Here is a 23,001-nt window from a genome sequence, read left to right as displayed (position 1 = left end):
ATCATGTTTAAAACCATACAAAGAAACGGTTTAGTACTTGCCATGTTTGCCTGCCTTACCACGGGTGTTGTTTCAATCACTCATCTGTTAACCGCAGATAAAATTAAGGCGCAACAAATCTCTCAATTACAGGGACAACTTAACCAAGTTATTCCAACCAATTTGCATGACAATGAGCTGTATGCGAATTGTGTAGATCTAAACAACCTTGCGCTAGGCTCTCAAGAAAACATGCCTGCCTATATTGCTACGATTGATGGCAAGCCTACCGCAGTGGCGATTGAAACCATTGCCCCTGACGGATACAGCGGCGCTATTAAGTTGCTTGTCGGTGTTGATTTGCAAGGTAAGGTTTTAGGTGCGCGAGTATTATCGCAACATGAAACACCGGGGCTTGGTGACAAGATTGATCTTCGAGTCTCTGATTGGATTTTGGCGTTTGCTGACAAAATCATCACCGCAGATAATCATAACAGTTGGAAAGTGCGTAAAGATGGTGGTCAATTTGATCAGTTTACCGGCGCGACAATTACCCCAAGAGCGGTGGTAAAAGCGATTTATAATACCGGACTATACTTTACTCAAAATCAGCAACAGATCTTGAGTAGCTCACCACAATGTGAGGTGAAATAATGTCAGAGAAACAACTGCTGTTAAAAAATGGCCTTTGGAACAACAACCCTGCCCTAGTACAGTTACTTGGTCTTTGCCCTCTGTTAGCGGTATCCGCGACTGTCACCAATGCCATGGGTTTAGGTATTGCGACCTTGATGGTATTGGTAAGCTCAAACCTAAGTATCTCTTTGATTCGTCACCATGTTCCACAAGAAATTCGTCTGCCTATTTTTGTGATGATCATTGCCGCGTTGGTAACTTGTGTCCAACTGCTGATTAATGCCTATGCCTATGGCTTGTACCTTTCACTTGGTATTTTTATTCCTTTGATTGTGACAAACTGCATCATCATCGGCCGCGCTGAAGCCTACGCCTCTAAAAACACGCCATTACTAGCAGTACTTGATGGATTCTGGATGGGTTTAGGCATGACCGCCGTGCTTGTCGTACTTGGCGCTCTTCGTGAAATTCTTGGTAACGGCACACTATTTGATGGCGCAGATTTGTTGCTCGGTGATTGGGCTAGCATACTACGAATTCAAGTTTATCATGTCGACAGCAACTTCCTTCTTGCTATGTTGCCACCGGGTGCCTTTATTGGCGTCGGCTTTCTTATCGCCGCTAAAAACTGTATCGATCACTACCAAGCAAAACGTGCACCTAAGCAAGAGAAAAAACAAATAGAACGAGTTCGAGTTACCAACCACTAATTTACTTTTAAAAGGCCTAATGAACAAAGATAAGCGTCGGCTCATATTAGAAAAATTACGTGAGGAAAACCCTCACCCACAAACCGAACTCAACTGGAACTCTCCTTTTGAGCTGTTAATTGCGGTATTACTTTCAGCGCAAGCCACCGATGTGAGTGTCAATAAAGCAACCGACAAATTATTTCCGGTTGCCAATACCCCGCAAGGGATCTTTGATCTTGGTGTCGATGAGCTAAAACAGTACATCAAAACCATTGGCCTGTTTAATTCAAAAGCTGAAAACACCATCAAAACATGCAAGATCTTACTTGAGCAACATGCCGGTATAGTGCCAGAAAGTAGAGAAGCCCTAGAAGCGCTACCTGGCGTAGGCCGTAAAACCGCGAACGTGGTACTCAATACCGCTTTTGGCTGGCCGACAATTGCCGTTGATACGCACATTTACCGAGTTTCAAATCGCACCAAGTTCGCGATGGGTAAAACCGTTGATGACGTAGAACAAAAGTTGCTTAAAGTTGTACCCAATGAATTTAAACTGGATGTACATCACTGGCTTATTTTACACGGTCGTTATACTTGCATAGCACGTAAGCCACGTTGTGGCAGTTGCATTATTGAAGATTTGTGCGAGTACAAAGATAAGTTGATTGATTAATTCCATTGCTAATTAAATAAATACTAAGGAAGTGTCATGTCTCAAGGTCGCGTTTTACACACGATGTTACGTGTGGGTGATTTAGATAAATCTATTGAGTTCTATACCAATGTAATGGGAATGGAACTGCTGCGTAAAAATGAAAATAAAGAGTATCAATACACTCTAGCATTTGTTGGTTTTGGCGATGAATCGCAAGGCGCGGTAATTGAACTAACCTACAACTGGGGCACAACACAATACGACTTAGGCGATGCTTTTGGTCACATTGCGATTGGTTATGAAGATATCTACGCAACCTGTGATGCCATCAAAGCCGCTGGCGGCAATGTAACTCGTGAACCTGGCCCAGTAAAAGGCGGTTCTACTCATATCGCTTTTGTTACCGACCCTGATGGCTATAAAATTGAGCTAATTCAACGCAGCAATGCCTCTGCGGGTTTAAACGCTTAATCTGGTTTTATCATATTTAAAATTCTCGGCGCTAGTGGCTTTTGTCACTAGCGCCTTTTTTGTCCAAATAGCCTCAAAAACAGGTTTAGGTTTAGAAAAACTTGTGAATCTGCAATAATGCCCATCCTTATTCTTACGCTTTGCCTGTTATGACTGTAGAAAACGAAGCTTTGACGCTTAAAAAAAGATTTAGAGGGTATTTCCCTGTAGTTATTGATGTAGAAACTGCAGGTTTTAATTCATCGACAGATGCCTTACTGGAGATCTGCGCGGTAACGCTGGCAATGGATGAGCATGGTGACTTACACCCCGCAAGCACTATTCATTTTCAAGTTGAGCCTTTTGAAGGCGCTAACATTGAAAAAGAAGCTCTGGACTTTCTTGGTCTGCCTGATCCATTTAGCCCACTACGTGGCGCAATTCCAGAATCCGAAGCTCTCAAAGAAATCTACAAGCTGGTTCGCAAAGAGCAAAAACAAGCTGACTGTAGCCGCGCAATTATCGTAGCTCATAATGCGGCATTTGATCATGGCTTTGTCTCTCAAGCCAGTGAGCGTTCTAAATTAAAGCGAGTCCCTTTCCATCCTTTTGCAACGTTTGATACGGCAACTCTTAGTGGTCTTGCTTATGGTCAGACAGTATTAGCCAAAGCCTGTAAAGTTGCACAAATAGATTTTGACAACAAAGAGGCTCACTCCGCACTCTATGACACAGAAAAAACAGCGGAACTCTTTTGTAGCATAGTAAATAAATGGAAAGCCCTCGGCGGCTGGCCATTAGTTGACCAAACTTAAACTAATAAACAGAGAAGATTCATGAATCCCATAATCATATCCGTCTGTATCATGCTAGTACTGGCATTGATGCGTGTGAACGTTGTTGTTGCACTGACCTTTAGTGCGATTGTTGGTGGTGTTACCGCTGGCATGAGCATTACCGATACAGTGGCCGCTTTTGAAGGCGGATTAGGTGGCGGTGCAACCATTGCACTTAGCTATGCCATGTTAGGTACTTTTGCCGTTGCCATATCAAAATCTGGCATTACAGATTTATTGGCTCAAAGCGTTATCAAACGTATTAATGGTCAAAAAAATGATTCTGCATCGACTGCGCTAAAATATGGCGTTTTGGTGATCCTTGTTTTGATTACCATGTCATCGCAAAACATCATTCCTGTCCACATAGCTTTTATCCCCATTCTTATTCCACCTTTGCTAGCTGTGTTCTCAAAACTCAACCTTGATCGCCGCATGATTGCTTGTGTACTAACCTTCGGTCTGGTCACTCCTTATATGGTGCTGCCTATCGGATTTGGCGGTATTTTCCTTAATAATATCTTATTAAAAAACCTGCATGAGAATGGTCTACCTACTGTAACCGCATCTGATGTACCAATGGCTATGTTGCTTCCTGCACTTGGTATGGTGACCGGTTTATTAGTGGCGATATTCATTAGTTACCGCAAGCCTCGCGTTTATAAAGAAACAGAGCAAACCCATATTGACCCTGAACCAACTCACATCAATAAGAAGCACATTCTGGTAGCTGTGCTTGGTATTATTGCCGCGCTTTCCGTGCAGCTTTATACAGGCTCAATGATTATTGGTGCGCTTGCAGGCTTCATGGTCTTTACTTTTGGTGGCGTGATTGCATGGAAAGAAACGCACGATGTATTTACTCGTGGCGTGCACATGATGGCAATGATTGGTTTTATCATGATTGCGGCGGCAGGCTTTGCGGCGGTAATGAAAGCAACCGGTGGTGTTGAAACGCTAGTACAAGCTTTATCAACCTCGATTGGTGATAACAAGCCTCTAGCAGCACTATTGATGTTAGTTGTTGGTCTGTTAGTGACAATGGGCATTGGTTCGTCATTCTCAACCATTCCAATTATTGCGACTATCTATGTTCCTTTAGCGTTAGCATTTGGCTTCTCACCGATGGCGGTTATCGCGCTAGTGGGTACTGCGGCAGCTCTAGGGGATGCCGGTTCTCCAGCATCAGACTCTACTTTAGGTCCAACATCAGGTCTAAATGCAGATGGTCAACATGAACATATCTGGCAAACCGTCGTGCCAACATTTATACACTACAACATCCCACTGATTATCTTTGGTTGGATTGCGGCTATGGTGCTTTAACTGCCGTTATCTAATCAACGTTATCAAAATGTTGAGTACTAAAAAAGGCTTCCAAATGGAAGCCTTTTGCGTTTTAGAGATTATACCCTAGAGTCTTTAACCCTAGAGCACAAACACCTTATTCTTCGCTTGCTGAGCGTGCTGCGGCTTCTTTAACAAGAGGCTGCAACTCACCTTTTTGGAACATTTCAATGATGATATCACAACCACCAACAAGCTCACCTTCAACCCATAATTGAGGGAAAGTAGGCCATTGCGCATAAGCTGGAAGCTCTGCACGAATATCAGGGTTTTGTAAGATATCAACGTATGCAAATTTCTCACCACATGCCATCAGTGCTTGAGAAGCCTGAGAAGAAAAACCACAGCTAGGTAGCTTAGGTGAGCCTTTCATGTATAGAAGAATGGTGTTTTGTTCAATCTGCTGTTTAATTTTATCTAGGGTTTCCATTTAGGACCTCGAATCCGTGTACTCTTTGATGTAATTTCGATAGTTTACCTTACTAGTTTAGAATAAAAACCATAAACTGATTATGGTTTTTCTGTGAGCTCATCTATATGTTGCTTTCATTGCTCTTAGTCCATTCGGTTATAATAGATTTTTCTAACCTAACCTTTCATTAATAAAAAAAATTGATAGAATGCAAACCAAATCTAAAATAAACTCAAGCAGTAGTTCGCATTATAGCGGCGCTGTCACATGTAAGGGTTAGATTAATATTTAACCTACTGCATATTTAACTGGAAGCTTAGGGCTAACGCCCGAACAAACGGAGAACCGAGCAAATGGCATTTGAATTACCAGCTCTTCCTTATGCAAAAGACGCACTAGAACCACATATTTCTGCTGAGACTCTAGATTTTCACCACGGTAAACACCACAACACTTACGTAGTTAAGCTAAACGGTCTTATCCCTGGTACTGAATTTGAAGGCAAAACACTAGAAGAGATCGTTAAGACTTCGACTGGTGGTGTGTTCAACAACGCAGCTCAAATCTGGAACCACACTTTTTACTGGCACTGTCTTGCACCAAAAGCTGGTGGCGAGCCTACAGGCGCAGTAACTGATGCTATCAATGCAGCATTTGGTTCTTTTGAAGAATTCAAAGCAAAATTCACTGACTCTGCAATTAACAACTTCGGTTCTTCATGGACTTGGCTTGTTAAAAAAGCTGACGGTTCACTAGACATCGTTAACACTTCAAATGCAGCGACTCCTCTAACAGAAGCAGGTGTTACTCCACTTCTAACTGTTGATCTATGGGAACACGCTTACTACATCGATTACCGTAACGTTCGTCCAGAATACATGAATGGCTTCTGGTCTCTTGTTAACTGGGAATTCGTTGCTGCGAACCTAGCTAAATAATTAGCCTTATTCGCTAAGATATTGAAAGGCTGTCACTTTAAGACAGCCTTTTTTGTCTCTCACCGTTTTTCTGCTTACTTTTAAACCACACCGACCTGCTCAACAAGACAAAACCAACAGCAACTTACCTTACATCATCTTGTAAAATGTGACCTGCATCCTAGTTTGTGCAATTGTATTTAATCATTAGTCAAACCGCTCACTTGCTTAATTTTTGTTCACTATATTTAATTTACAAATATTAAAAACGCACATATTTAATGTCAGTAGCAGTTTAAATATTAAATGAAATTAGGCTTAACAAGTTGGGTAGGGATAAGATGGTTATAAATAACTCTGTGATATTGATTACCTCCGCAGGAACAGTACTTGGTAAAACCCTTGCACTGCACTTTGCCTCTTTGGGGGCAAAAATCGTTATTTCAGACAAAGATTCAGCCGCACTAAAAGTCACCTATGGTGAATGCATCAAAGCAGGCTTCAATGTTTGCCCCTACTCCCTTACCGACGATACTCAACATAACGTTGATGAGATGTTTTCATTCATTGAAAGTTTTTATCAGCAAGGCGTTGATATTTTGATCAACAATTGGGAAAACTGCGCCCTTCCTAACTTAGTCAGCACTTCTCCGGCGGAAGAATTTGGTGAAAAGCTTTCCGATATTGTGCAATCTATTTTTAGCTATGGACATGCTTGCGCAGAACAAATGCGAAAGAATCATAGCCAAGGCGTTATTGTTAATATCCTCAGTAATGAAAGCGTACACTCCATTTTGGGTACGGAAAGCACCAGTTCAATGGTCAGTGGCTTAACCAAAAGCTGGGCTAAAGAGCTCAATCCTTTTGATATTCGTGTGGCTGGGATCTTGCCCAGTGTTCACCGCTACTCTAAAGATGACGATCAACAAAGTTTTGCCAGTGTTAGAGACGACTTAATTAATAACACTGAATATATCGTGGCTAATGATTCGTTCAATGGACGGGTAATGTCGTGGTAAAGATAAAAGGTTAGCGTTAGCTTAACCCTATCTTTATTCCAGATAACAAAAAATCCCAGCGCTAAATAGCACTGGGATTTTTTATTAAAGTGGGCTTATCTAAACCCACTAATCAAGCGTTAAATTACTTCGCTTTAGCAGGCTTTTGGTCTGCTTTTTTCTTGATTACTGTAGTGCCTTCAAAAGTTTCACCTTCAACGTATGGCTTACCGTAGTAAGACGTTGTTAGTACTTCTTTAAGCTCAGTAATTAGAGGATAACGAGGGTTCGCACCTGTACACTGGTCATCAAACGCTTCAACTGAAAGCTCATCAAGTTTTGCAATGAAGTCTGCTTCGTTAACACCTGCTTCTTGGATAGATAGAGGAATATCTAGCTCTTTCTTCAGCTCTTCTAACCATGTCAGTAGACGTTCAATCTTCTGCGCAGTACGGTCACCCGCTTGGCTTAGGCCTAGGTGGTCAGCAACTTCTGCATAACGACGACGTGCTTGCGGACGGTCGTATTGAGAGAATGCTGTTTGCTTCGTTGGGTTGTCGTTTGCATTGTAACGAACAACGTTTGAAATCATCAATGCGTTCGCAAGACCGTGTGGTAAGTGGAACTCAGCACCGATTTTGTGAGCAATTGAGTGACAAACACCAAGGAAAGACTGTGCAAACGCGATACCAGCGATAGTAGCTGCGTTATGTACTTTCTCACGAGCGATTGGGTCTGCTGCGCCATTTTTGTAGCTTGATGGTAGGTATTCTTTAAGCATCTTAAGTGCTTGAAGTGCTTGACCATCTGAGTACTCATTCGCAAGAACAGAAACATAAGCTTCTAGTGCGTGAGTCACTGCATCATAACCACCAAATGCAGTAAGAGACTTAGGCATGTTCATAACCAAGTTCGCATCAACGATAGCCATGTTTGGCGTTAGCTCGTAATCCGCTAGTGGGTATTTAGCGCCTGTCTCATCATCAGTAACAACCGCAAATGGTGTCACTTCAGAACCAGTACCAGAGGTTGTTGTAATACATACAAGCTCAGCTTTTTCACCCATTTTAGGGAACTTGTAAATACGTTTACGGATGTCCATAAAGCGCATTGCCAGTTCTTCAAAGTGAGTTTCTGGGTGCTCGTACATAACCCACATGATTTTCGCTGCATCCATCGGTGAACCACCACCAAGAGCAAGAATCACATCTGGTTGGAAGCTTTGCATTGCAGCTGCGCCTTTTTCAACAACAGATAGCGTTGGATCCGCTTCTACGTCGAAGAAAGTTTGAACTTCAATACCTTGAGATTTCAGGATTTGCACTACGCTATCTGCGTAACCATTGTTAAATAGGAAACGGTCAGTTACTAGGAATGCACGTTTTTTACCTTCTAGGTCGCCAAGTGCGATTGGAAGGCTACCACGACGGAAGTAAATAGACTTAGGTAGTTTATGCCACAACATATTTTCAGCTCGCTTCGCTACAGTTTTCTTGTTGATAAGGTGCTTAGGACCTACGTTCTCAGAGATAGAGTTACCACCCCAAGAACCACAACCTAGAGTTAGAGAAGGTGCAACGTTGAAGTTGTAAAGATCACCAATACCACCGTGAGTTGATGGAATGTTGATAAGAATACGGGCTGTTTTTAGTTTGTTACCAAAGTAACGAATACGGTCTGCATTAGTATCTTGGTCTGTGTATAGGCCAGATGTATGACCGATACCGCCAATTTCAACCATAGTTTCAGCTTGCTCAACCGCATCTTCAAAGTTGTCAGCGCGGAATAGACCAAGAGTTGGAGACAGTTTCTCATGAGCGAACTCGTCGTCATAAGACACTTTACCAAGACCTTCACCAACAAGAACTTTAGTATCAGCAGGAACTTTAACACCCGCCATTTCAGCGATAGCTGGCGCAGGCTGACCTACGATCTTAGCGTTCAAGTTACCGTCAATAAGTAGCACTTTACGAACTTTATTCGCATCAGCTTTGCTTAGTACGTGTGCTTTGTGAGAAGCAAAACGCTCTTTAACTTCGTCATAAACTTCGCTTACTACGATTGCAGCCTGCTCTGAAGCACATACCACACCGTTATCGAATGTTTTTGACATAAGAATAGAAGCAACAGCACGTTTGATGTCTGCTGTTTCATCAATAACAACTGGAACGTTACCCGCGCCAACACCGATTGCAGGTTTACCTGAAGAGTAAGCCGCTTTAACCATGCCTGGACCACCAGTTGCAAGGATAAGTGCAATACCGTCGTGCTTCATCAGACCGTTAGAAAGCTCTACAGATGGTTGGTCGATCCAACCGATGATGTCTTTTGGTGCGCCAGCTGCTACTGCTGCGTCAAGAACAAGTTTAGCCGCGTCATTCGTTGAGTTTTTAGCGCGTGGGTGTGGCGAAAAGATGATGCCGTTACGTGTTTTAAGTGAGATTAGAGATTTAAAAATTGCTGTTGATGTAGGGTTAGTCGTTGGAACGATACCACAGATGATACCAACAGGTTCAGCGATAGTCATAGTACCTAGGTTGTCATCTTCTTCTAAGATGCCACAGGTCTTTTCATCTTTATACTTGTTATAGATAAACTCAGATGCAAAGTGGTTTTTGATAACCTTGTCTTCTACGATACCCATGCCAGATTCCGCAACAGCTTGCTGCGCTAATGGAATACGAGCTTGGTTCGCTGCTAATGATGCTGCACGGAAAATCGCATCTACTTTTTCTTGAGAAAAAGTAGAAAACTCTTCTTGAGCCGCTTTAACACGAGCTACCAGAGCGTCCAGTTCAGCCATATTAGTTACAGGCATAATAATCTCCTAGATATTTAAAATTAAAAACTTTTTAGTAAGATTTGTTACTCAAACAACATAGCTTAGTAAACAGCTTTCACAACGAGTATATTATTTCACTCCGTGAAAAAAATTGACGCAGATCACTTTGATGGAAAGAACTACCACTAAATAGTTATTAGCTCAGCTAATTTCAAATGCCATATTGTATGACAAATAAAGCCAGCATTGACCTCAACATAACCTGCAAAAAATCTGTTTTGTTATGTGAGTAATATCAATAATCAAAAACGACCTTTACACTCAGTGTGCCTCGAAAACACACCATATCCTAGTATAATCAGAGTTACGTGTAGAACAATCTTAAATTCCATTCCAAAAAATGTCGTAATTTGCAATCTAAAAGACATTAATGCTTCTTGGTATCCAGCTCAAAATAGACGTTTAAGCGCACCTGACATTTGCATTAGTTTTTCTAATGCAAACGCGCATTAGATTTAGATTATTTCAGGTGTGAGATTAGAACTTTTACTGGCTTAATACCCTATCCTTGATTAAAGTAGCGACACATTTTTTTACACCTATTTTTTTATTAAAGGCACTCAATGCAAAGTATCGATATCACTGTTTATTTACAGTTCTTTGTAGGCTTATTCGCCATCGTAAACCCGGTCGGTATCATGCCGGTTTTTGTTACCTTAACCAGTCACTTATCGCCTGAAGAACGCATAAAAACAGCCTCTACAGCCAATATTGCCGTCGCAGTAATATTAATAGTGTCTTTATTTGCAGGTCAGATACTGCTTGATGCCTTCAGTATTTCTTTGGATTCATTTCGTATTGCGGGCGGGTTACTTTTGGTCAGTATTGCGTTTTCAATGATGAATGGGCAACTAGGTGAACAAAAACAAAATAAGCAAGAAAAAGCAGAGAGTGTCAGTAAGCAACAAGTCGGTGTTGTGCCGTTAGCAATGCCTCTAATGGCTGGACCTGGTGCAATCAGTTCAACCATCGTATTTGGTTCAAACCATACCGGTCCAATGGATTATCTGGCGGTTACGATTACTGTTTTAGTGTTCGCTTTTTGTTGTTGGGTATTATTTCGTTCTGCTCCCTTCATCGTACGTTTTCTAGGGCAAACCGGAATTAACGTGATTACTCGTATTATGGGTTTGGTTCTTGGCTCACTTGGAATCGAATTTATTGCCGGTGGAATTGGTGCATTATTTCCAGGGTTAATGGTCTAAGCCGTTACAATTTCATACAAATTTATCAAACAAAAAAGCACCGTAGCCATCAAGCTAAACGGTGCTTTTTTTGTTTAAGCTTTCTAATATCTTGTTTTTCATTTTCCAAATCAATTGAAAACTACGTGCTATCCTATTGTTATTACTGATTTAAGTTGAACGGATATGCAACCTAGCGAGCAAAGATTAAAGCACAAACTTTATGTCATCATATTTAGGACAGACACCCCTTTAGGGCGCGGATTTGATATCGCTTTAATTCTGTCGATTCTCAGCTCGCTATTGGTTCTAATTATGGGCTCTGTTGAGTCAGTGAGTGATAAATGGTCAATGCATCTCAACTATCTAGAGGTGTTTTTTACTGCATTATTCACGATTGAATATCTGCTACGCCTCTATTGCTCCCCTAAACCTTGGGCCTACGCAAAAAGCTTCTACGGCTTTGTTGATTTAGTGGCTATCTTGCCGTTTTATCTTGCACTGCTGATTCCGAACGCCCACTTTTTAGGCGTAGTACGTCTGTTACGCATTATGCGAATCTTTCGAATACTCAAGCTTGTGCAATATATCCAAGATTCTAATGTCATCATGCGCTCGCTATGGAACTCTCGCCGTAAGATTTTCATATTCTTTAGTATGGTTGCCATCTTAGTCACCATCTTTGGTGCTTTACTGTATATCATTGAAGGCCCAGAAAATGGGTTTACTAGCATTCCAACCAGTATTTACTGGGCGATAGTCACCATTACAACCGTAGGCTATGGTGATATTTCCCCTGTCACCACCTTAGGTCGCGCCATAGCCTCTTTAACCATGCTTCTGGGTTATTCCATTCTTGCTGTGCCTACCGGAATCATCACCGCAGAAATCAGCCAAGAGGTAAAGCAACAAAAGAAAGTCTACCAAGACCATCGTAATTTAGTAATGTGCCCAAATTGCATGAAAAACGACCATGAACCCGATGCTTTTCATTGCAAGCATTGTGGTAGTGAGCTTCCGGCACATGAAGAGCGTGTAGTAAAAATTACCAATGCCACCAGCGATTATGATTAAACTTTTATCTTGGGCTGAATAACTTGCTATACAACAGACATAAAAAAAGCGCCAATCGGCGCTTTTTAAGATCTATTCATTCAACGCTTTAAGTTAAATGAATTACTTTGATTCTAGGATGATTCTTAATGTACGACGTAGCGGCTCTGCTGCGCCCCACAATAGCTGATCACCAACCGTAAAGGCATTGAGGAAGTCATCGCCCATTGCCATTTTACGCAAGCGTCCTACTGGTACAGACATGGTGCCAGTGACTTTTGCAGGAGTCAGTTCTTGAGCGGTAATATCACGCTCGTTTGGAATCACTTTCACCCAATCATTATGTGTACCGATAATCTCTTCAATCTCATCCATAGGGACATTCTGTTTTAGCTTGATGGTTAACGCTTGCGCGTGACAGCGCATCGCGCCAATACGCACACAAGTGCCATCAATAGCAATCGGGTTGCCATCCAGACCTAAGATCTTGTTCGCTTCTACGCCGGCTTTCCACTCTTCTTTGCTTTGGCCGTTATCACGTTTGACATCAATCCAAGGAATCAAAGAGCCTGCCAGTGGCGCGCCAAACTGATCGGTCGGGAATGCATCAGAGCGAATCGTTTCAGCCACTTTACGATCAATATCTAAAATAGATGATGCAGGGTCGGCAAGCTCTGTCGCAACAGACTGCTGCACAACACCCATTTGCGAAATAAGTTCACGCATGTTTTTAGCGCCCGCACCCGATGCTGCCTGATAAGTCATTGCACTCATCCACTCAACCAGCCCTTTTTCATAAAGACCACCAAGCGCCATAAGCATCAAGCTAACTGTGCAGTTACCGCCAACAAAAGTAGATGTACCAGAATGAATGCCTTGCTGAATTTGCGATAAGTTTACAGGATCAAGAGTAATGATAGAGTCTTTATCCATGCGTAGCGTAGACGCTGCATCAATCCAGTACCCTTTCCAACCTGCTTGTTTTAATGCTGGGTAAACTTTCTCGGTGTAGCTACCACCTTGACAAGTTACAATCGCATCAAGCTGTTTTAAGCTTTCAATATCAAAAGCATCCTGCAACATACCTGCTTCTTTACCTGCATAAACAGGGGCAGGAATACCTACTTGAGAGGTGCTGTAAAATACTGGCTCGATCAAATCAAAATCGCGTTCTTCTACCATGCGTTGCATTAAAACTGAGCCAACCATACCGCGCCAGCCGACTAAACCTACTCGCATCATCTATCACTCCATGTAATTTGAGAGGATTAAGCATCTAAAAATCATTATTAATGCTTAATCAAAATTTATTGTTCTCTGTCATAGTTAAAAAAGTTGACGCGAATGACAAGAGTTTTATGTGTTAAGTGTAAAAAAAACGTAACCTTTGCGGGTTACGTCTTTAATACATTCAATAGCAACTTAACCTTTTCGCACCAACTGGTCACGAAGATTAGGCGGAGTACCTTTAATTGTTAAGGTATCCGTTTCCGCATCATAGAAGATTCGTTCTTGCATTAACATCGCATCAAAGCTGATATTGAGGCCGCCACCAGCACCGACAAACTTAGTTAATTTACGCACTGTAGTTTTGTCGCCAGGGAAGCTTTCTTCAAGCTGATAGCCTTGCTCTTGAGTAAACTCAACAAAGCTGGTGCCATCATCGCTTTTTGGCAACTCTTGAGAAAGCTCGCGCACTTCTACATCGTCGCCACTTTTTATCTGGTCGTTACAGTAATCGGCAACTTGTTTGCGATAAGTATTGGCTTCTTCTTTTTCAAACTTAGCATCGGCGACAAAATCATCGACCGCTTGCATCAATACTAAATTTTGCTGCTTAGTATCAAGGCCGGTTTCTGCTTGAAGAAAGTCTAAAAAGAAATCCGCTACTTTGCGCCCTACTCGTCCTTTAACAAACGTTAGATAGCGATTTGATTCACTATCCGTTTGGTAAGTAGACAAATCGATGCGAGCAGCAATGTCCATTTTAGAAATATCTAAGTAATCGGTCGCACTAATTTCTAGCCCTTCCGTTACCTTTAAACTTTCATTAGATGGCACAAGCGCAATAAATAAGTAATCTGTTGCCAGAGACTGATAATGAGCAAGTACCAGAAAACCTTCCTCAGCAAATGAATATTTACTGATTTCAGAGAGCAAGCGCTTAGCGCTATTTTGTGAGAAAGTGTAAAAGTCTAAATCTTGCGAAAGCGACTCGTCTAACCAAAGCTTGAACTCACTCTCTTCAGAGAAGGTCCCAAACCCTTTACCTGCCTTGGCATTAAAGACTCTGTGCAATTCCGCGACTAAACTTTCAGTGGACGCATCGTTATTTAAAGCCGATTCTCGATAGTTAATTGCTAACTCTTGTTCGGAATCTTTAACTAATTGATGCAAAATGACATTGGATAATTGTAAACTCATAGGAGATTTCTATCTCTTGTGATTTCAGTTGTGATTCTAAGTAGGTTATCATAAGCCGTTTACACTATCATTAGCAGAGTAACTATGCCTATTACATCAAAATACAGTGACGAAAAAGTTGAAACCATGTTAGCTGAAATTGCTACCGTTTTAGAGAGACACGAATCTACTCCAGAACTCAGCTTGATGTTGGTTGGCAATATCGCAACAAACGTTCTTAATCAGAACGTCGCTAAAGGACAAAGAAAAGTCATTGCGAAAACTTTTGCCGATGCATTAATTGCATCAGTTAATGACTAACACTTAATAACAAGAACGATTATTCATGGTAAATAGCGGCAACTCCTACGCAGAACGAGTATCAAGGCTAGTTAGTTGGGGACATTGGTTCAGTTTTTTCAATGTCATCATCTCTATGCTGATTGGTACCCGTTACATCGCCGAATCTCCCTGGCCAGAGACTTTTCTTGGTCAACTGTACCTAGCATCATCTTGGGTAGGCCACTTCGGCTTTTTAGTCTTTGGTTTATATGTACTTTGCTTATTCCCTCTCACTTTTATCGTTCCAAACTTTAAACTGTTTAGAATTGTTGGTGTGTTAGCAAGTACCATTGGCCTAACCGTTTTACTACTGGATACACAAGCTTATCAAGAGCTTAATTTGCACCTTAACCCTATTGTTTGGGAGTTGCTGTTAAGTAACGATAAAAATGCCATTAACGCAAAATGGCAAACCTTATTCGTTCTTGTTCCTATTATTTTCTTTGTGCAACTTGCTCTAGCTGAGTGGGTTTGGCGCAAACAACGAAAACTGTCTCACAAACGCATTGGTCGCCCAATTGCGGCGGTATTCTTTGTCGGCTTTATCTTTAGTCATCTGATCTATATTTGGGCAGATGCGACTTTCTATAATCCAATCACAAACCAAAGAGCAAACTTCCCGCTTTCTTATCCAATGACTGCTAAGACCTTCTTAGAGCGTCAAGGTTGGTTTGATAAAGAAGAATACCAAGAGCGCATAGAGCGTGGTGATGCCAATAGTGATGTGCTGACCTACCCTCTAGAAACACTGAAGATCAACAATGACAGAAGCCAAAACTATAACTTGTTGATCATCATGGCAGAGAACCTTCGTGCCGATAGCATGAACTCAGAAACGATGCCAACGCTGACTCAGTTTGCTAGCGATAACCAAAACTTTAGCCACCATCTTAGCTCTGGAAATGATAATTCCGCAGCCTTTGGCCTATTTTATGGTATTCCTGCAACCTATTCGGCCAGTGCTCGTCACTTTGAAACCGAACCGCTATTTATTCAGCAACTAAAATATCGTAACTACGATTTAGGGCTATTTAGTGGCGACGATGCCTCTGCCAATATCTATGACGACATCATCTTTAATGGCCATGAAGATGACATCATAGAAGTTCGCAGCAAATCCGATAGGGGCGCAGTTAAAAGCTGGCAGCAGTGGCTTAGCAACGAAGCGAATAAAAACTGGTTTAGCGTGCTTCATCTTACTCAAATGCAATACTTTGAGGACCATGTTGATGACATATCCGGTAAAAATGCGAAATCGGTACTGAAAAAAGCCTACAACACATCAAGTAGTAAAGTTGACGGTAATATCGAGCAAATACTCGATACACTCAAACAACAGCAACTACTCGATAAAACCATTGTCGTTATCACCTCTGATCACGGTTGGGAATTTAACGAAACCAAAACCAATAGCTGGGGCGCAAATAGCAATTACAGTAACTATCAACTGCAAGTTCCAATGGTCGTTCATTGGCCAAATAAGCCGGCTCATGAATATACTCATGTAACCAGTCACTTCGACCTATCCGTCACTTTGATGCAAAACCTATTAGGTGTCACATCAAACCCAGTTGACTTTAGCAGTGGTAAAAACTTATTTGATACCAAAAAACGTCGCTGGACAATGGCAGGTGATGCTCGTGAATTTGCGCTGATCTCTACCAATGGTGTGACCGTATTAGATCGCTATGGCAACTACAAAGTCTATGACCAAAATTACCGTAGACAGCGTGAAGCAAAACCAAAGCTATCCATTATTATGCAAGGGTTATCAGAAACTAAACGTTTCTATGACCAAAACTAGGTAGAGTTTTGCGTAGGTCTCTACCTTGATTGCAGCATCTTGATAAAAGAGAGCTTCGGCGAAAGGTATTGCTCTTTATTAGTGTCGACTAACCGCTTAGCTTAACCATTACATCTGATCAGACCAAAAAGGCTAGAACAAAAATACGTTCTAGCCTTTTACATCTAATCGCTTAAATATTGATTTAGTCAAAACCGTAACCCTTGAGCTCAGCAGATTCTTTTTCTTCCTAAGCAATAACCATCTGTTTCACTCATAATTAAACCCCGCCCTTCAGATCCACTGAATTAATAAACTGACGAATACCCCTGTTATACTTTCAAATTTATTCATCACTTTTTATACAATTGTAGTAATTGGTATAAAAAGTTAGCTATATGGCTATGTTTTGCTTTTTACCCTACAATGTTAGCTATATAGCTAACAGATGAATGGATAAGTTATGGCAAACCGTGAGCAAATAGGACTAAAGATAAAACAACAACGGAAAGATAGGCACCTAACCCAGTCTCAACTCTCTAAGCTAACTCGTATTAACAAAACAACCATATCTGAGATTGAGAACGGACGATTCACTGGTTCGTTTGATATTTTCGAAAGGTTACTGGATGCCGTTGACTTACGATTTGATGTTGTAGCTAAAGAGCACACGTTGCCCAATTGGAATGAGATAGATGATTTATTCTTAGAGGATTAAGATTAGTGAGCATTCAATTACCCAAAAAAGTATCTAAATTGTCTGTATTAGCACAAGGTGATGAACTTGGCCTACTGATACATGGCTCTACCCATGTATACACCCCAACTCAAGAGGGACAATACGTCTCACTGACCATGACTAAAAAGGAATTGGACAGTTATTCATCCGGTTCAATTCACCCCATTTTTGCACAAAACCTCCCAGAGGGATTTAACCGTCGATTCATTGCAGAAAAACTAGCAAGGTATGCGAAGGTTAATGATATGTACCTGCTGGCACTACAAGGTGACAACGGGATTGGGAGGCTGTCTTACAAAGGTGATTTTGAATTACCTAATATCGAAACAGTTGGCCTGCAAGATATCCTGAACTACAAGGGCAAAGAACCACTTTTCCCTCAGCTCTTAGAAAAATATTACCTACGCAATTCATTAGCCGGCGTACAGCCTAAAGTAAGCGTTCCAGCTAAAATAGACCGGACCCTCGAACAAAAAGATTTAATTGTAAAATCCTTCGATAGTGAGTTTCCCTTACTCACAGTTAATGAATACGTTTGCATGGAAGCCGCAAAGTTTTGCGGTCTGGAACCACCTAAAACCTACCTCTCCGAGTCTCTAGAAACCTTTGTTGTTGAACGGTTCGACTCAGATGAACTCGGTAATAAATTAGGGTATGAAGACTTCACAACACTTCTCAAGAAACCCAATGATCCGGATGCCAAATATACGGGAAGCTATGAGACATTATTGAGGGCAACACATCTTTACACCAATGATATGTCCGAAGTTGAGAAAATGTATCGGTACATTGTGTTCAATTGCTTAATTGGCAACGGTGATGCGCATCTCAAGAATTTTGCCCTGCAATACGATAAGAATATGAAGAATATTCGAGTTACTCCCCCATTCGACATTACCCATACACTCATTTATGACTCCATTGATAACAAAATGGCTCTCAAAATGGCCAACAGCAAAGTATTTCCTGACCGAGATCACCTGTTAAAACTTGGAGAGAGCAAAACATTTAACATCAGGAATCGCAAAGATATCATTGAAGAATTAGGGGACTTAATCTCTGATTTTCTCACACTATCTGCGGAGATTAAGATCTTTGATGGATTAAAGGATTCGATAGAAAAGCACGTATCAAGATCGCTAAAAAGTAGCTACTCAACCAAGTCGTACCGCCATGACCGAAAACTTAAGTTTGAGTAGTACCCTTTTGTCTGTCTTAAAAAACATCATAGCTTCGCTTCAACCATCTTGTGTTTATCAGAACGAATATGAACCTAAAGCTTTTATATGACCGAACAAAAAACCTCATAGAAAACATCCATTTCACAATAAAACCGGAACGACTTTCTATAGAAAAGAACAAATACCAATAAAATAAGTCATTTTGCCTAAAAACCAATCAAACGAACCACTTAGGGCTTTACAAGCCACCTGAAGCTTTATAATATAGCGCCCATGGAGAGATGGCTGAGTGGTCGAAAGCACCGGTCTTGAAAACCGGCAACCGTTAATAGCGGTTCTAGGGTTCAAATCCCTATCTCTCCGCCATATCTAAGCCCCTGATTTATCAGGGGCTTTTTACGTTTAGGAACTAGGGAGTCACTTCAAATCCAATGAGGTGAGTCAATTGTATCTTTATAAACATCCCAATTCGGTCTATTACACCCGAATCTGCACCCCTAAGAAGCTAGTAAAACTGGGCTTCCCATTCGACTTTAAGATAAGTCTTCGTACTAAATCTCGTCCTACAGCACTGAGACGAAACCTGGCTACTGCACCAATTGTGGTTCAATCCCTAGATAAAATGCCATTAGATAGGGAGTTCAGTAGTGAGTATCTTGGTCAATTCAAATCTGAGCTTAAAAAGCACATTGAAGAATCATGGTCGTCACTCTCTAATCATCTTGATTTCAACTCAAGCTCACTATCGGCTACAACACCCAAGGCAACAGCGCCCCCAAAAGAAAAAAGCAATGGGGCTCCTCCCTTAAATCAATGGTTAGATGAATTCATTAGCTACAAAGAAAGTGAAAACATTACTCCACTGTCCATTCATCAACTAAAACAACGCATTCATCACTTCATTACATTCTATTTAGAGTTAAAAAGTCAATCGCTAAATACCGCTCTATTTATGTCATACATTGAGCGTTTAAATTTAGAAGGGCGTAGTACTAAAACAAATAAAGGGTTTCTTGCCTCCGTTAAGCAATTCTTTAAATGGTTAACTGCGATGGAAAAAATCCCGTCCAATCCGACTCAAAATCTACTTTATACTTTCAAATCTAATCAGCACGCTTCGGATCAACGTTCTCGTTGGTCAGAGAGTGAACTTCATACATTGATCCATCACCCTGCTTTCAACAATGCCTCAAAGAGTTTGTTTTGGATAACACTTCTTCAATTGTATATGGGGCTTAGACCATCAGAGGCGTGCCAACTACGAACTATTGATGYCCGACATAACGAGCCTATCCCTTGTATCAGCATCACCGATGCAGGAGAGCACCAACACGTTAAAAATAAACACGCAATTCGAAAAGTCCCCGTCCACCCTGACTTAATCGAGATGGGCTTTATTGCGTATGTCAAAGATTGCAAAACCGTTCAGTTGTTTGAGTRTCGTGCSAAAGGCAAGAATCAAGATTGGTCTAAACAGTACCGCACTCAGTTTGGACGTATTCAATGCACTATGGGAATGCTTCCAGGATCTCGACCCACRGCATATGGATTACGTCATACTTTCATTGATACGCTGAAACAACAAAGCATCGAAGAGGTGCAAGTGGCTGAACTTGTAGGGCACACCAATCACAACATGACCTACGGACGCTATGGTAAGCGCCTGAATCTTAATGAACGACTGCGTATTGTGTCTCTATTCTCCCTCTMTCCACAGGAGGTGTCGTTATGAAACATCGAACTCARGAAGCTGTGCGGKCTTTATATCTCTACCTTCAAGATGAGCCCTGTAATCATCAATTAGATCTGAGTCATTATTTAGCCTGTGGATGGTCTGAGCAGGAACTRAGACGACTCGTTAAGYTACTAAGGCTCCTAATAAATGAGTCGAGTCTTGAACCAAGACAGCTTGATATTTTCCCTTCACGTTGGCKGCAGGACATATTCAAGGTACTTGAAATTGCAGAGCCTAAAACGGAGGAAAAGCTTTCAAAGAAAGCAATGGGGTACGCGATGAAAGCTTTAGCAGAGCACGGATACATAATTGAAGGTATCGATAGCCATCAGGCATGTTTGAACGTACGAAAAAGTGGGGTGAGCTACCAACTTACCATTCAAARTGCTGAAGATAGGCAGATGAAAGGGCTTATCATCCTCCCTCTTTAATGCTCAAAGCCCCTTTAAGGGGCTTTTCTTTTTTGTGAAGCCAGTAACACTTCTATGCAGAGTTGGAAATTAATGCGAAAGATTTTCAAAAATCCTCCGTAATCAAAAAGTGAGACCCAATAAAAATAATAATAAGGCCATCATGAATACAACTCTACTTACTAAATACTCCAACATTATTGAAGCTGAATATAAGCAAAATGGAGCTGAATCAACGTATAAATCAAACATGTCTTTTTTGAGAACCATCAACGAAGCACTAGCATCATTCATTTTTGAAGAAGTCACACACAGTGATATCAAAACTATCATTACCCTATGGCAACAAAGTGGCAAAAGTAACAAGACAGTCTGTAACTATCTTACCGTTATGCGTAAAATTTTTMGGCTAGCAACCTCTGATGGGCTTTTTAATGTTAATCCTATGGATGAGATTAATAACCCAGTCACCCCTAAAAGTGTCATTCAGGCAAAAGCGACTAAAGAAATAGTCCCTTTCACACTCCCAGAAATTCAAAAAATCGAATTGGCTGAGACCGATTGTATCGGAGGAAAGATGTTGACCAAATTTATGATCCAAAACGGGTTACGTCCGTGTGAAGGTGTGGTTGTTAACCTTGAGTCATTTGATTTTGAAGCGAGTACTTATTTGGTTGACTTGTCTAAACCATTACTTGAATACAAATRCCCAAAAACTGAAATGTCTAGACGTGTTGTGACGCTCAACAAAGAACTTTGCGCTGAGATTCAAGCTTATATTAAGACCCTTGGTGATCTAGAGACATATGAAATTGAAGTGGTTCTCGCGGATAATCGTACGAAGATCAAGCGTATGTTTACGCCTATTTTCATAAATGAAAAAACAGGGAAGCACTATAAGCACACAAAAGATTTTGACCAATCATTTTTTAGTCCGTTCTTAAAGCAGAATGACATTGCAAAGCGAGGTGTTGTGCAATGTCGTAAAACATTCGCATCTATGGCGATATCAAACGGCTTATCGCTAAAGTGGGTAGCCAATGAGTTGGGGCACAGTACGACACAGATCATTGAGCGACACTACGCTAAATGGGTACCTACAAGCGAAATATCACCAGAAGACAAGCTTCGTCAATGTTTTACGGCCACAATCAGCCATAAATTTTCACCGCCAAATACATTAGATATAGCCTCAACACAAAAGCCTCAATGGTTTAAAAAACTAGGAAATTCTATTTCGAGTTTATTGGGGCGAGCTGTTTAGCGTAGTCAGTACGGCGGATAACAAAAAATGAAAGATTTCTGAAAATCCTCCGTAATGTATTTATAAGGGCTCAGTAAACTAAAGTATCGTCTATTTAATATGCTTTGCGCCCGATGAGAGTTGCGGTATCTCCGTGACTCAAAAATGATACAAAGCGATTTCTAATGCTAGTCGTYTGAAGATATGGAGGTCTATGATGCGAGAGAGTAAACATCACTTAAAAGTGTTTACCATTATAGAGAGTTGCCAAGATGTCACTTTGGTAGAAAAGGACGCTCTCTCGTAACCAAGTATGCTGATATTACACTTTTTCTTCGAAAAAATGCATATCARCCTTGGCAAACTTAGCAGTTTAATCGCTTGTCACTTAGGTGCACATAATGCGAAAAGAAATTCCAATATTTGCTGGGCAAAAGAACTACACCATTACTGCTAAGTCTAAAGCAACATTAAAGCGTTCATTAGCTCATACTCTGCGTCATTTGCCTGGACTGCAAGAACATGAGATGAAATCGATTGAGTGGAATGAAAACTTACTCGACCAAAATACCCTTTATATTGATGATAAAATGATACCTTTAGAAAGCCTTTCCAATGAGCAGAAAGAATCTCTCATCGAGCGCTTTACTAGCCCCACCGTCATCAATAAAAAACAAAAACAAACTCAACTTGGCAACTATCGCGCCAAAATAAAAAAGACGATAGTCTCTGAACAAAAACAACAGAATCTACGCCTTGTGACACACTTAGAGTCGCTACTTACTTATACCCAACAAGACATAATTGATGAAAGTATTCTTGAAGTGATACAGCCGTTTTTAAAAACACGGGCAAAACAACGTTTAAATATGCTTAAGAAATACATCCACGCTCACAATGCGCTTACTGATACGGAACGAGCAGGTCAGCACACGCGCTATCAAGAGGTGATTTTTAAAATACCGAATCAATGGCAAGTCAACAATGAAACATTCACCTCTGAACACAACTACAAACTGTTAAAAGGTTTCCTAGCTCGTGTATTACCCGAGCACCCGATTAAGCTAGCAGTGACTCATGGCGATGAGCGACTCGATCACGAAGATCTATGCAGTCATATACATTGCTTTATCGATGGAAAAAATAGCATAACGCAGACTTTTG

Annotated in this window: 21 protein-coding genes, 1 tRNA gene and 1 pseudogene; 19 read left to right on the top strand and 4 right to left on the bottom strand. The window is 41.1% G+C overall.

Annotated features, from left to right (window positions below):
- The first annotated feature begins 3 nt into the window (after nt 1-3).
- From rsxG to A9260_RS09445, 6 genes are all read left to right on the top strand, one after another.
- Nucleotides 4-633 carry an electron transport complex subunit RsxG gene (gene rsxG, locus A9260_RS09470; protein WP_068698401.1) on the top strand — a complete coding sequence of 210 codons (630 nt, stop codon included), beginning with the start codon at nt 4-6 and terminating at the stop codon, nt 631-633.
- Nucleotides 633-1,325, top strand: coding sequence for an electron transport complex subunit E (locus A9260_RS09465; RefSeq protein ID WP_068698399.1), 693 nt, complete (start codon nt 633-635; stop codon nt 1,323-1,325). The genes rsxG and A9260_RS09465 overlap by 1 nt, the downstream gene beginning before the upstream one ends.
- 19 nt (nt 1,326-1,344) lie before the next feature.
- The gene (gene nth / locus A9260_RS09460) at nt 1,345-1,980 is read left to right on the top strand and encodes an endonuclease III (RefSeq protein ID WP_068698397.1); all 636 of its coding nucleotides are present in this window, start codon (nt 1,345-1,347) and stop codon (nt 1,978-1,980) included.
- A 36-nt stretch (nt 1,981-2,016) separates the two neighbouring features.
- The gene (gloA, locus tag A9260_RS09455) at nt 2,017-2,433 is read left to right on the top strand and encodes a lactoylglutathione lyase (RefSeq protein ID WP_068698395.1); all 417 of its coding nucleotides are present in this window, start codon (nt 2,017-2,019) and stop codon (nt 2,431-2,433) included.
- Nucleotides 2,434-2,582: 149 nt separating this feature from the next.
- Nucleotides 2,583-3,227 (top strand): ribonuclease T, encoded by a 645-nt coding sequence (rnt, locus tag A9260_RS09450; protein ID WP_068698393.1) that lies wholly within the window; start codon nt 2,583-2,585, stop codon nt 3,225-3,227.
- A 21-nt stretch (nt 3,228-3,248) separates the two neighbouring features.
- Nucleotides 3,249-4,574: a Na+/H+ antiporter family protein gene (locus A9260_RS09445; RefSeq protein WP_068698391.1), complete on the top strand. Its 1,326-nt coding sequence runs from the start codon at nt 3,249-3,251 to the stop codon at nt 4,572-4,574.
- A gap of 118 nt (nt 4,575-4,692) precedes the next feature.
- Here A9260_RS09445 and A9260_RS09440 read toward each other — a convergent pair whose 3' ends face one another.
- The gene (locus A9260_RS09440; protein ID WP_068698389.1) at nt 4,693-5,025 is read right to left on the bottom strand and encodes a Grx4 family monothiol glutaredoxin; all 333 of its coding nucleotides are present in this window, start codon (nt 5,023-5,025) and stop codon (nt 4,693-4,695) included.
- Between the two features lie 335 nt (nt 5,026-5,360).
- Here A9260_RS09440 and sodB point away from each other — a divergent pair, with 335 nt between their 5' ends.
- On the top strand, nt 5,361-5,945 hold the full coding sequence (gene sodB, locus A9260_RS09435) for a superoxide dismutase [Fe] (protein WP_068698387.1): 585 nt from the start codon (nt 5,361-5,363) through the stop codon (nt 5,943-5,945).
- Between the two features lie 320 nt (nt 5,946-6,265).
- Nucleotides 6,266-6,943 carry an SDR family oxidoreductase gene (locus A9260_RS09430; RefSeq protein ID WP_068698385.1) on the top strand — a complete coding sequence of 226 codons (678 nt, stop codon included), beginning with the start codon at nt 6,266-6,268 and terminating at the stop codon, nt 6,941-6,943.
- Between the two features lie 124 nt (nt 6,944-7,067).
- On the opposite strand, the gene adhE is transcribed toward A9260_RS09430, so the two are convergent.
- Nucleotides 7,068-9,740, bottom strand: coding sequence for a bifunctional acetaldehyde-CoA/alcohol dehydrogenase (gene adhE / locus A9260_RS09425; RefSeq protein WP_068698383.1), 2,673 nt, complete (start codon nt 9,738-9,740; stop codon nt 7,068-7,070).
- 587 nt (nt 9,741-10,327) lie between these two features.
- On the opposite strand from adhE, the gene A9260_RS09420 reads away from it, so the two are divergent.
- Both A9260_RS09420 and A9260_RS09415 read left to right on the top strand, forming a co-directional pair.
- On the top strand, nt 10,328-10,969 hold the full coding sequence (locus A9260_RS09420) for a YchE family NAAT transporter (RefSeq protein ID WP_068698381.1): 642 nt from the start codon (nt 10,328-10,330) through the stop codon (nt 10,967-10,969).
- A 165-nt stretch (nt 10,970-11,134) separates the two neighbouring features.
- Nucleotides 11,135-12,022, top strand: a complete 888-nt coding sequence (locus tag A9260_RS09415) for an ion transporter (RefSeq protein ID WP_068698379.1) — start codon at nt 11,135-11,137, stop codon at nt 12,020-12,022.
- Nucleotides 12,023-12,124: 102 nt separating this feature from the next.
- Here the strand turns inward: A9260_RS09415 and asd are convergent, their stop codons facing one another.
- Together asd and yejK are read right to left on the bottom strand one after the other, a co-directional pair.
- On the bottom strand, nt 12,125-13,240 hold the full coding sequence (gene asd / locus A9260_RS09410) for an aspartate-semialdehyde dehydrogenase (RefSeq protein WP_068698440.1): 1,116 nt from the start codon (nt 13,238-13,240) through the stop codon (nt 12,125-12,127).
- Between the two features lie 183 nt (nt 13,241-13,423).
- Complete coding sequence (gene yejK / locus A9260_RS09405; RefSeq protein WP_068698377.1) at nt 13,424-14,425, bottom strand: nucleoid-associated protein YejK; 1,002 nt, start codon at nt 14,423-14,425, stop codon at nt 13,424-13,426.
- A gap of 84 nt (nt 14,426-14,509) precedes the next feature.
- Here yejK and A9260_RS09400 point away from each other — a divergent pair, with 84 nt between their 5' ends.
- The 9 genes and pseudogenes from A9260_RS09400 to A9260_RS09360 all read left to right on the top strand — a co-directional run.
- Nucleotides 14,510-14,725 (top strand): YejL family protein, encoded by a 216-nt coding sequence (locus A9260_RS09400; RefSeq protein ID WP_068698375.1) that lies wholly within the window; start codon nt 14,510-14,512, stop codon nt 14,723-14,725.
- Between the two features lie 25 nt (nt 14,726-14,750).
- Entirely contained in the window at nt 14,751-16,550 is a 1,800-nt protein-coding gene (locus A9260_RS09395) for a DUF3413 domain-containing protein (RefSeq protein WP_068698373.1), read from the top strand.
- 442 nt (nt 16,551-16,992) lie between these two features.
- The gene (locus A9260_RS09390; protein WP_068698372.1) at nt 16,993-17,247 is read left to right on the top strand and encodes a helix-turn-helix domain-containing protein; all 255 of its coding nucleotides are present in this window, start codon (nt 16,993-16,995) and stop codon (nt 17,245-17,247) included.
- 5 nt (nt 17,248-17,252) lie between these two features.
- On the top strand, nt 17,253-18,467 hold the full coding sequence (locus tag A9260_RS09385; protein ID WP_156684035.1) for a type II toxin-antitoxin system HipA family toxin: 1,215 nt from the start codon (nt 17,253-17,255) through the stop codon (nt 18,465-18,467).
- A gap of 257 nt (nt 18,468-18,724) precedes the next feature.
- Nucleotides 18,725-18,815 (top strand) — tRNA-Ser (locus A9260_RS09380).
- Between the two features lie 79 nt (nt 18,816-18,894).
- Nucleotides 18,895-20,181, top strand: coding sequence for a tyrosine-type recombinase/integrase (locus tag A9260_RS09375; RefSeq protein ID WP_068698438.1), 1,287 nt, complete (start codon nt 18,895-18,897; stop codon nt 20,179-20,181).
- 281 nt (nt 20,182-20,462) lie between these two features.
- Nucleotides 20,463-20,615 (top strand): hypothetical protein, encoded by a 153-nt coding sequence (locus A9260_RS16930; RefSeq protein WP_156684034.1) that lies wholly within the window; start codon nt 20,463-20,465, stop codon nt 20,613-20,615.
- Nucleotides 20,616-20,757: 142 nt separating this feature from the next.
- On the top strand, nt 20,758-21,858 hold the full coding sequence (locus A9260_RS09365; protein WP_068698366.1) for a tyrosine-type recombinase/integrase: 1,101 nt from the start codon (nt 20,758-20,760) through the stop codon (nt 21,856-21,858).
- Nucleotides 21,859-22,238: 380 nt separating this feature from the next.
- Nucleotides 22,239-23,001 (top strand): annotated as a pseudogene (locus A9260_RS09360) (hypothetical protein); the annotation flags it as partial.

The organism is Vibrio sp. UCD-FRSSP16_30, assembly GCF_001676025.1.
In the GTDB taxonomy this organism is placed as follows: domain Bacteria; phylum Pseudomonadota; class Gammaproteobacteria; order Enterobacterales; family Vibrionaceae; genus Vibrio.
The sequence above is the reverse complement of the archived record's forward strand: the minus strand, read 5'-3'. Positions and strand labels throughout refer to the sequence as shown.

Bases quoted from the DNA above. Each gene is read 5' to 3' on its own strand.
- rsxG (WP_068698401.1), top strand. From the start codon at position 4: ATGTTTAAAACCATACAAAGAAACGGTTTAGTACTTGCCATGTTTGCC.
- A9260_RS09465 (WP_068698399.1), top strand. From the start codon at position 633: ATGTCAGAGAAACAACTGCTGTTAAAAAATGGCCTTTGGAACAACAAC.
- nth (WP_068698397.1), top strand. From the start codon at position 1,345: ATGAACAAAGATAAGCGTCGGCTCATATTAGAAAAATTACGTGAGGAA.
- gloA (WP_068698395.1), top strand. From the start codon at position 2,017: ATGTCTCAAGGTCGCGTTTTACACACGATGTTACGTGTGGGTGATTTA.
- rnt (WP_068698393.1), top strand. From the start codon at position 2,583: ATGACTGTAGAAAACGAAGCTTTGACGCTTAAAAAAAGATTTAGAGGG.
- A9260_RS09445 (WP_068698391.1), top strand. From the start codon at position 3,249: ATGAATCCCATAATCATATCCGTCTGTATCATGCTAGTACTGGCATTG.
- A9260_RS09440 (WP_068698389.1), bottom strand. From the start codon at position 5,025: ATGGAAACCCTAGATAAAATTAAACAGCAGATTGAACAAAACACCATT.
- sodB (WP_068698387.1), top strand. From the start codon at position 5,361: ATGGCATTTGAATTACCAGCTCTTCCTTATGCAAAAGACGCACTAGAA.
- A9260_RS09430 (WP_068698385.1), top strand. From the start codon at position 6,266: ATGGTTATAAATAACTCTGTGATATTGATTACCTCCGCAGGAACAGTA.
- adhE (WP_068698383.1), bottom strand. From the start codon at position 9,740: ATGCCTGTAACTAATATGGCTGAACTGGACGCTCTGGTAGCTCGTGTT.
- A9260_RS09420 (WP_068698381.1), top strand. From the start codon at position 10,328: ATGCAAAGTATCGATATCACTGTTTATTTACAGTTCTTTGTAGGCTTA.
- A9260_RS09415 (WP_068698379.1), top strand. From the start codon at position 11,135: ATGCAACCTAGCGAGCAAAGATTAAAGCACAAACTTTATGTCATCATA.
- asd (WP_068698440.1), bottom strand. From the start codon at position 13,240: ATGCGAGTAGGTTTAGTCGGCTGGCGCGGTATGGTTGGCTCAGTTTTA.
- yejK (WP_068698377.1), bottom strand. From the start codon at position 14,425: ATGAGTTTACAATTATCCAATGTCATTTTGCATCAATTAGTTAAAGAT.
- A9260_RS09400 (WP_068698375.1), top strand. From the start codon at position 14,510: ATGCCTATTACATCAAAATACAGTGACGAAAAAGTTGAAACCATGTTA.
- A9260_RS09395 (WP_068698373.1), top strand. From the start codon at position 14,751: ATGGTAAATAGCGGCAACTCCTACGCAGAACGAGTATCAAGGCTAGTT.
- A9260_RS09390 (WP_068698372.1), top strand. From the start codon at position 16,993: ATGGCAAACCGTGAGCAAATAGGACTAAAGATAAAACAACAACGGAAA.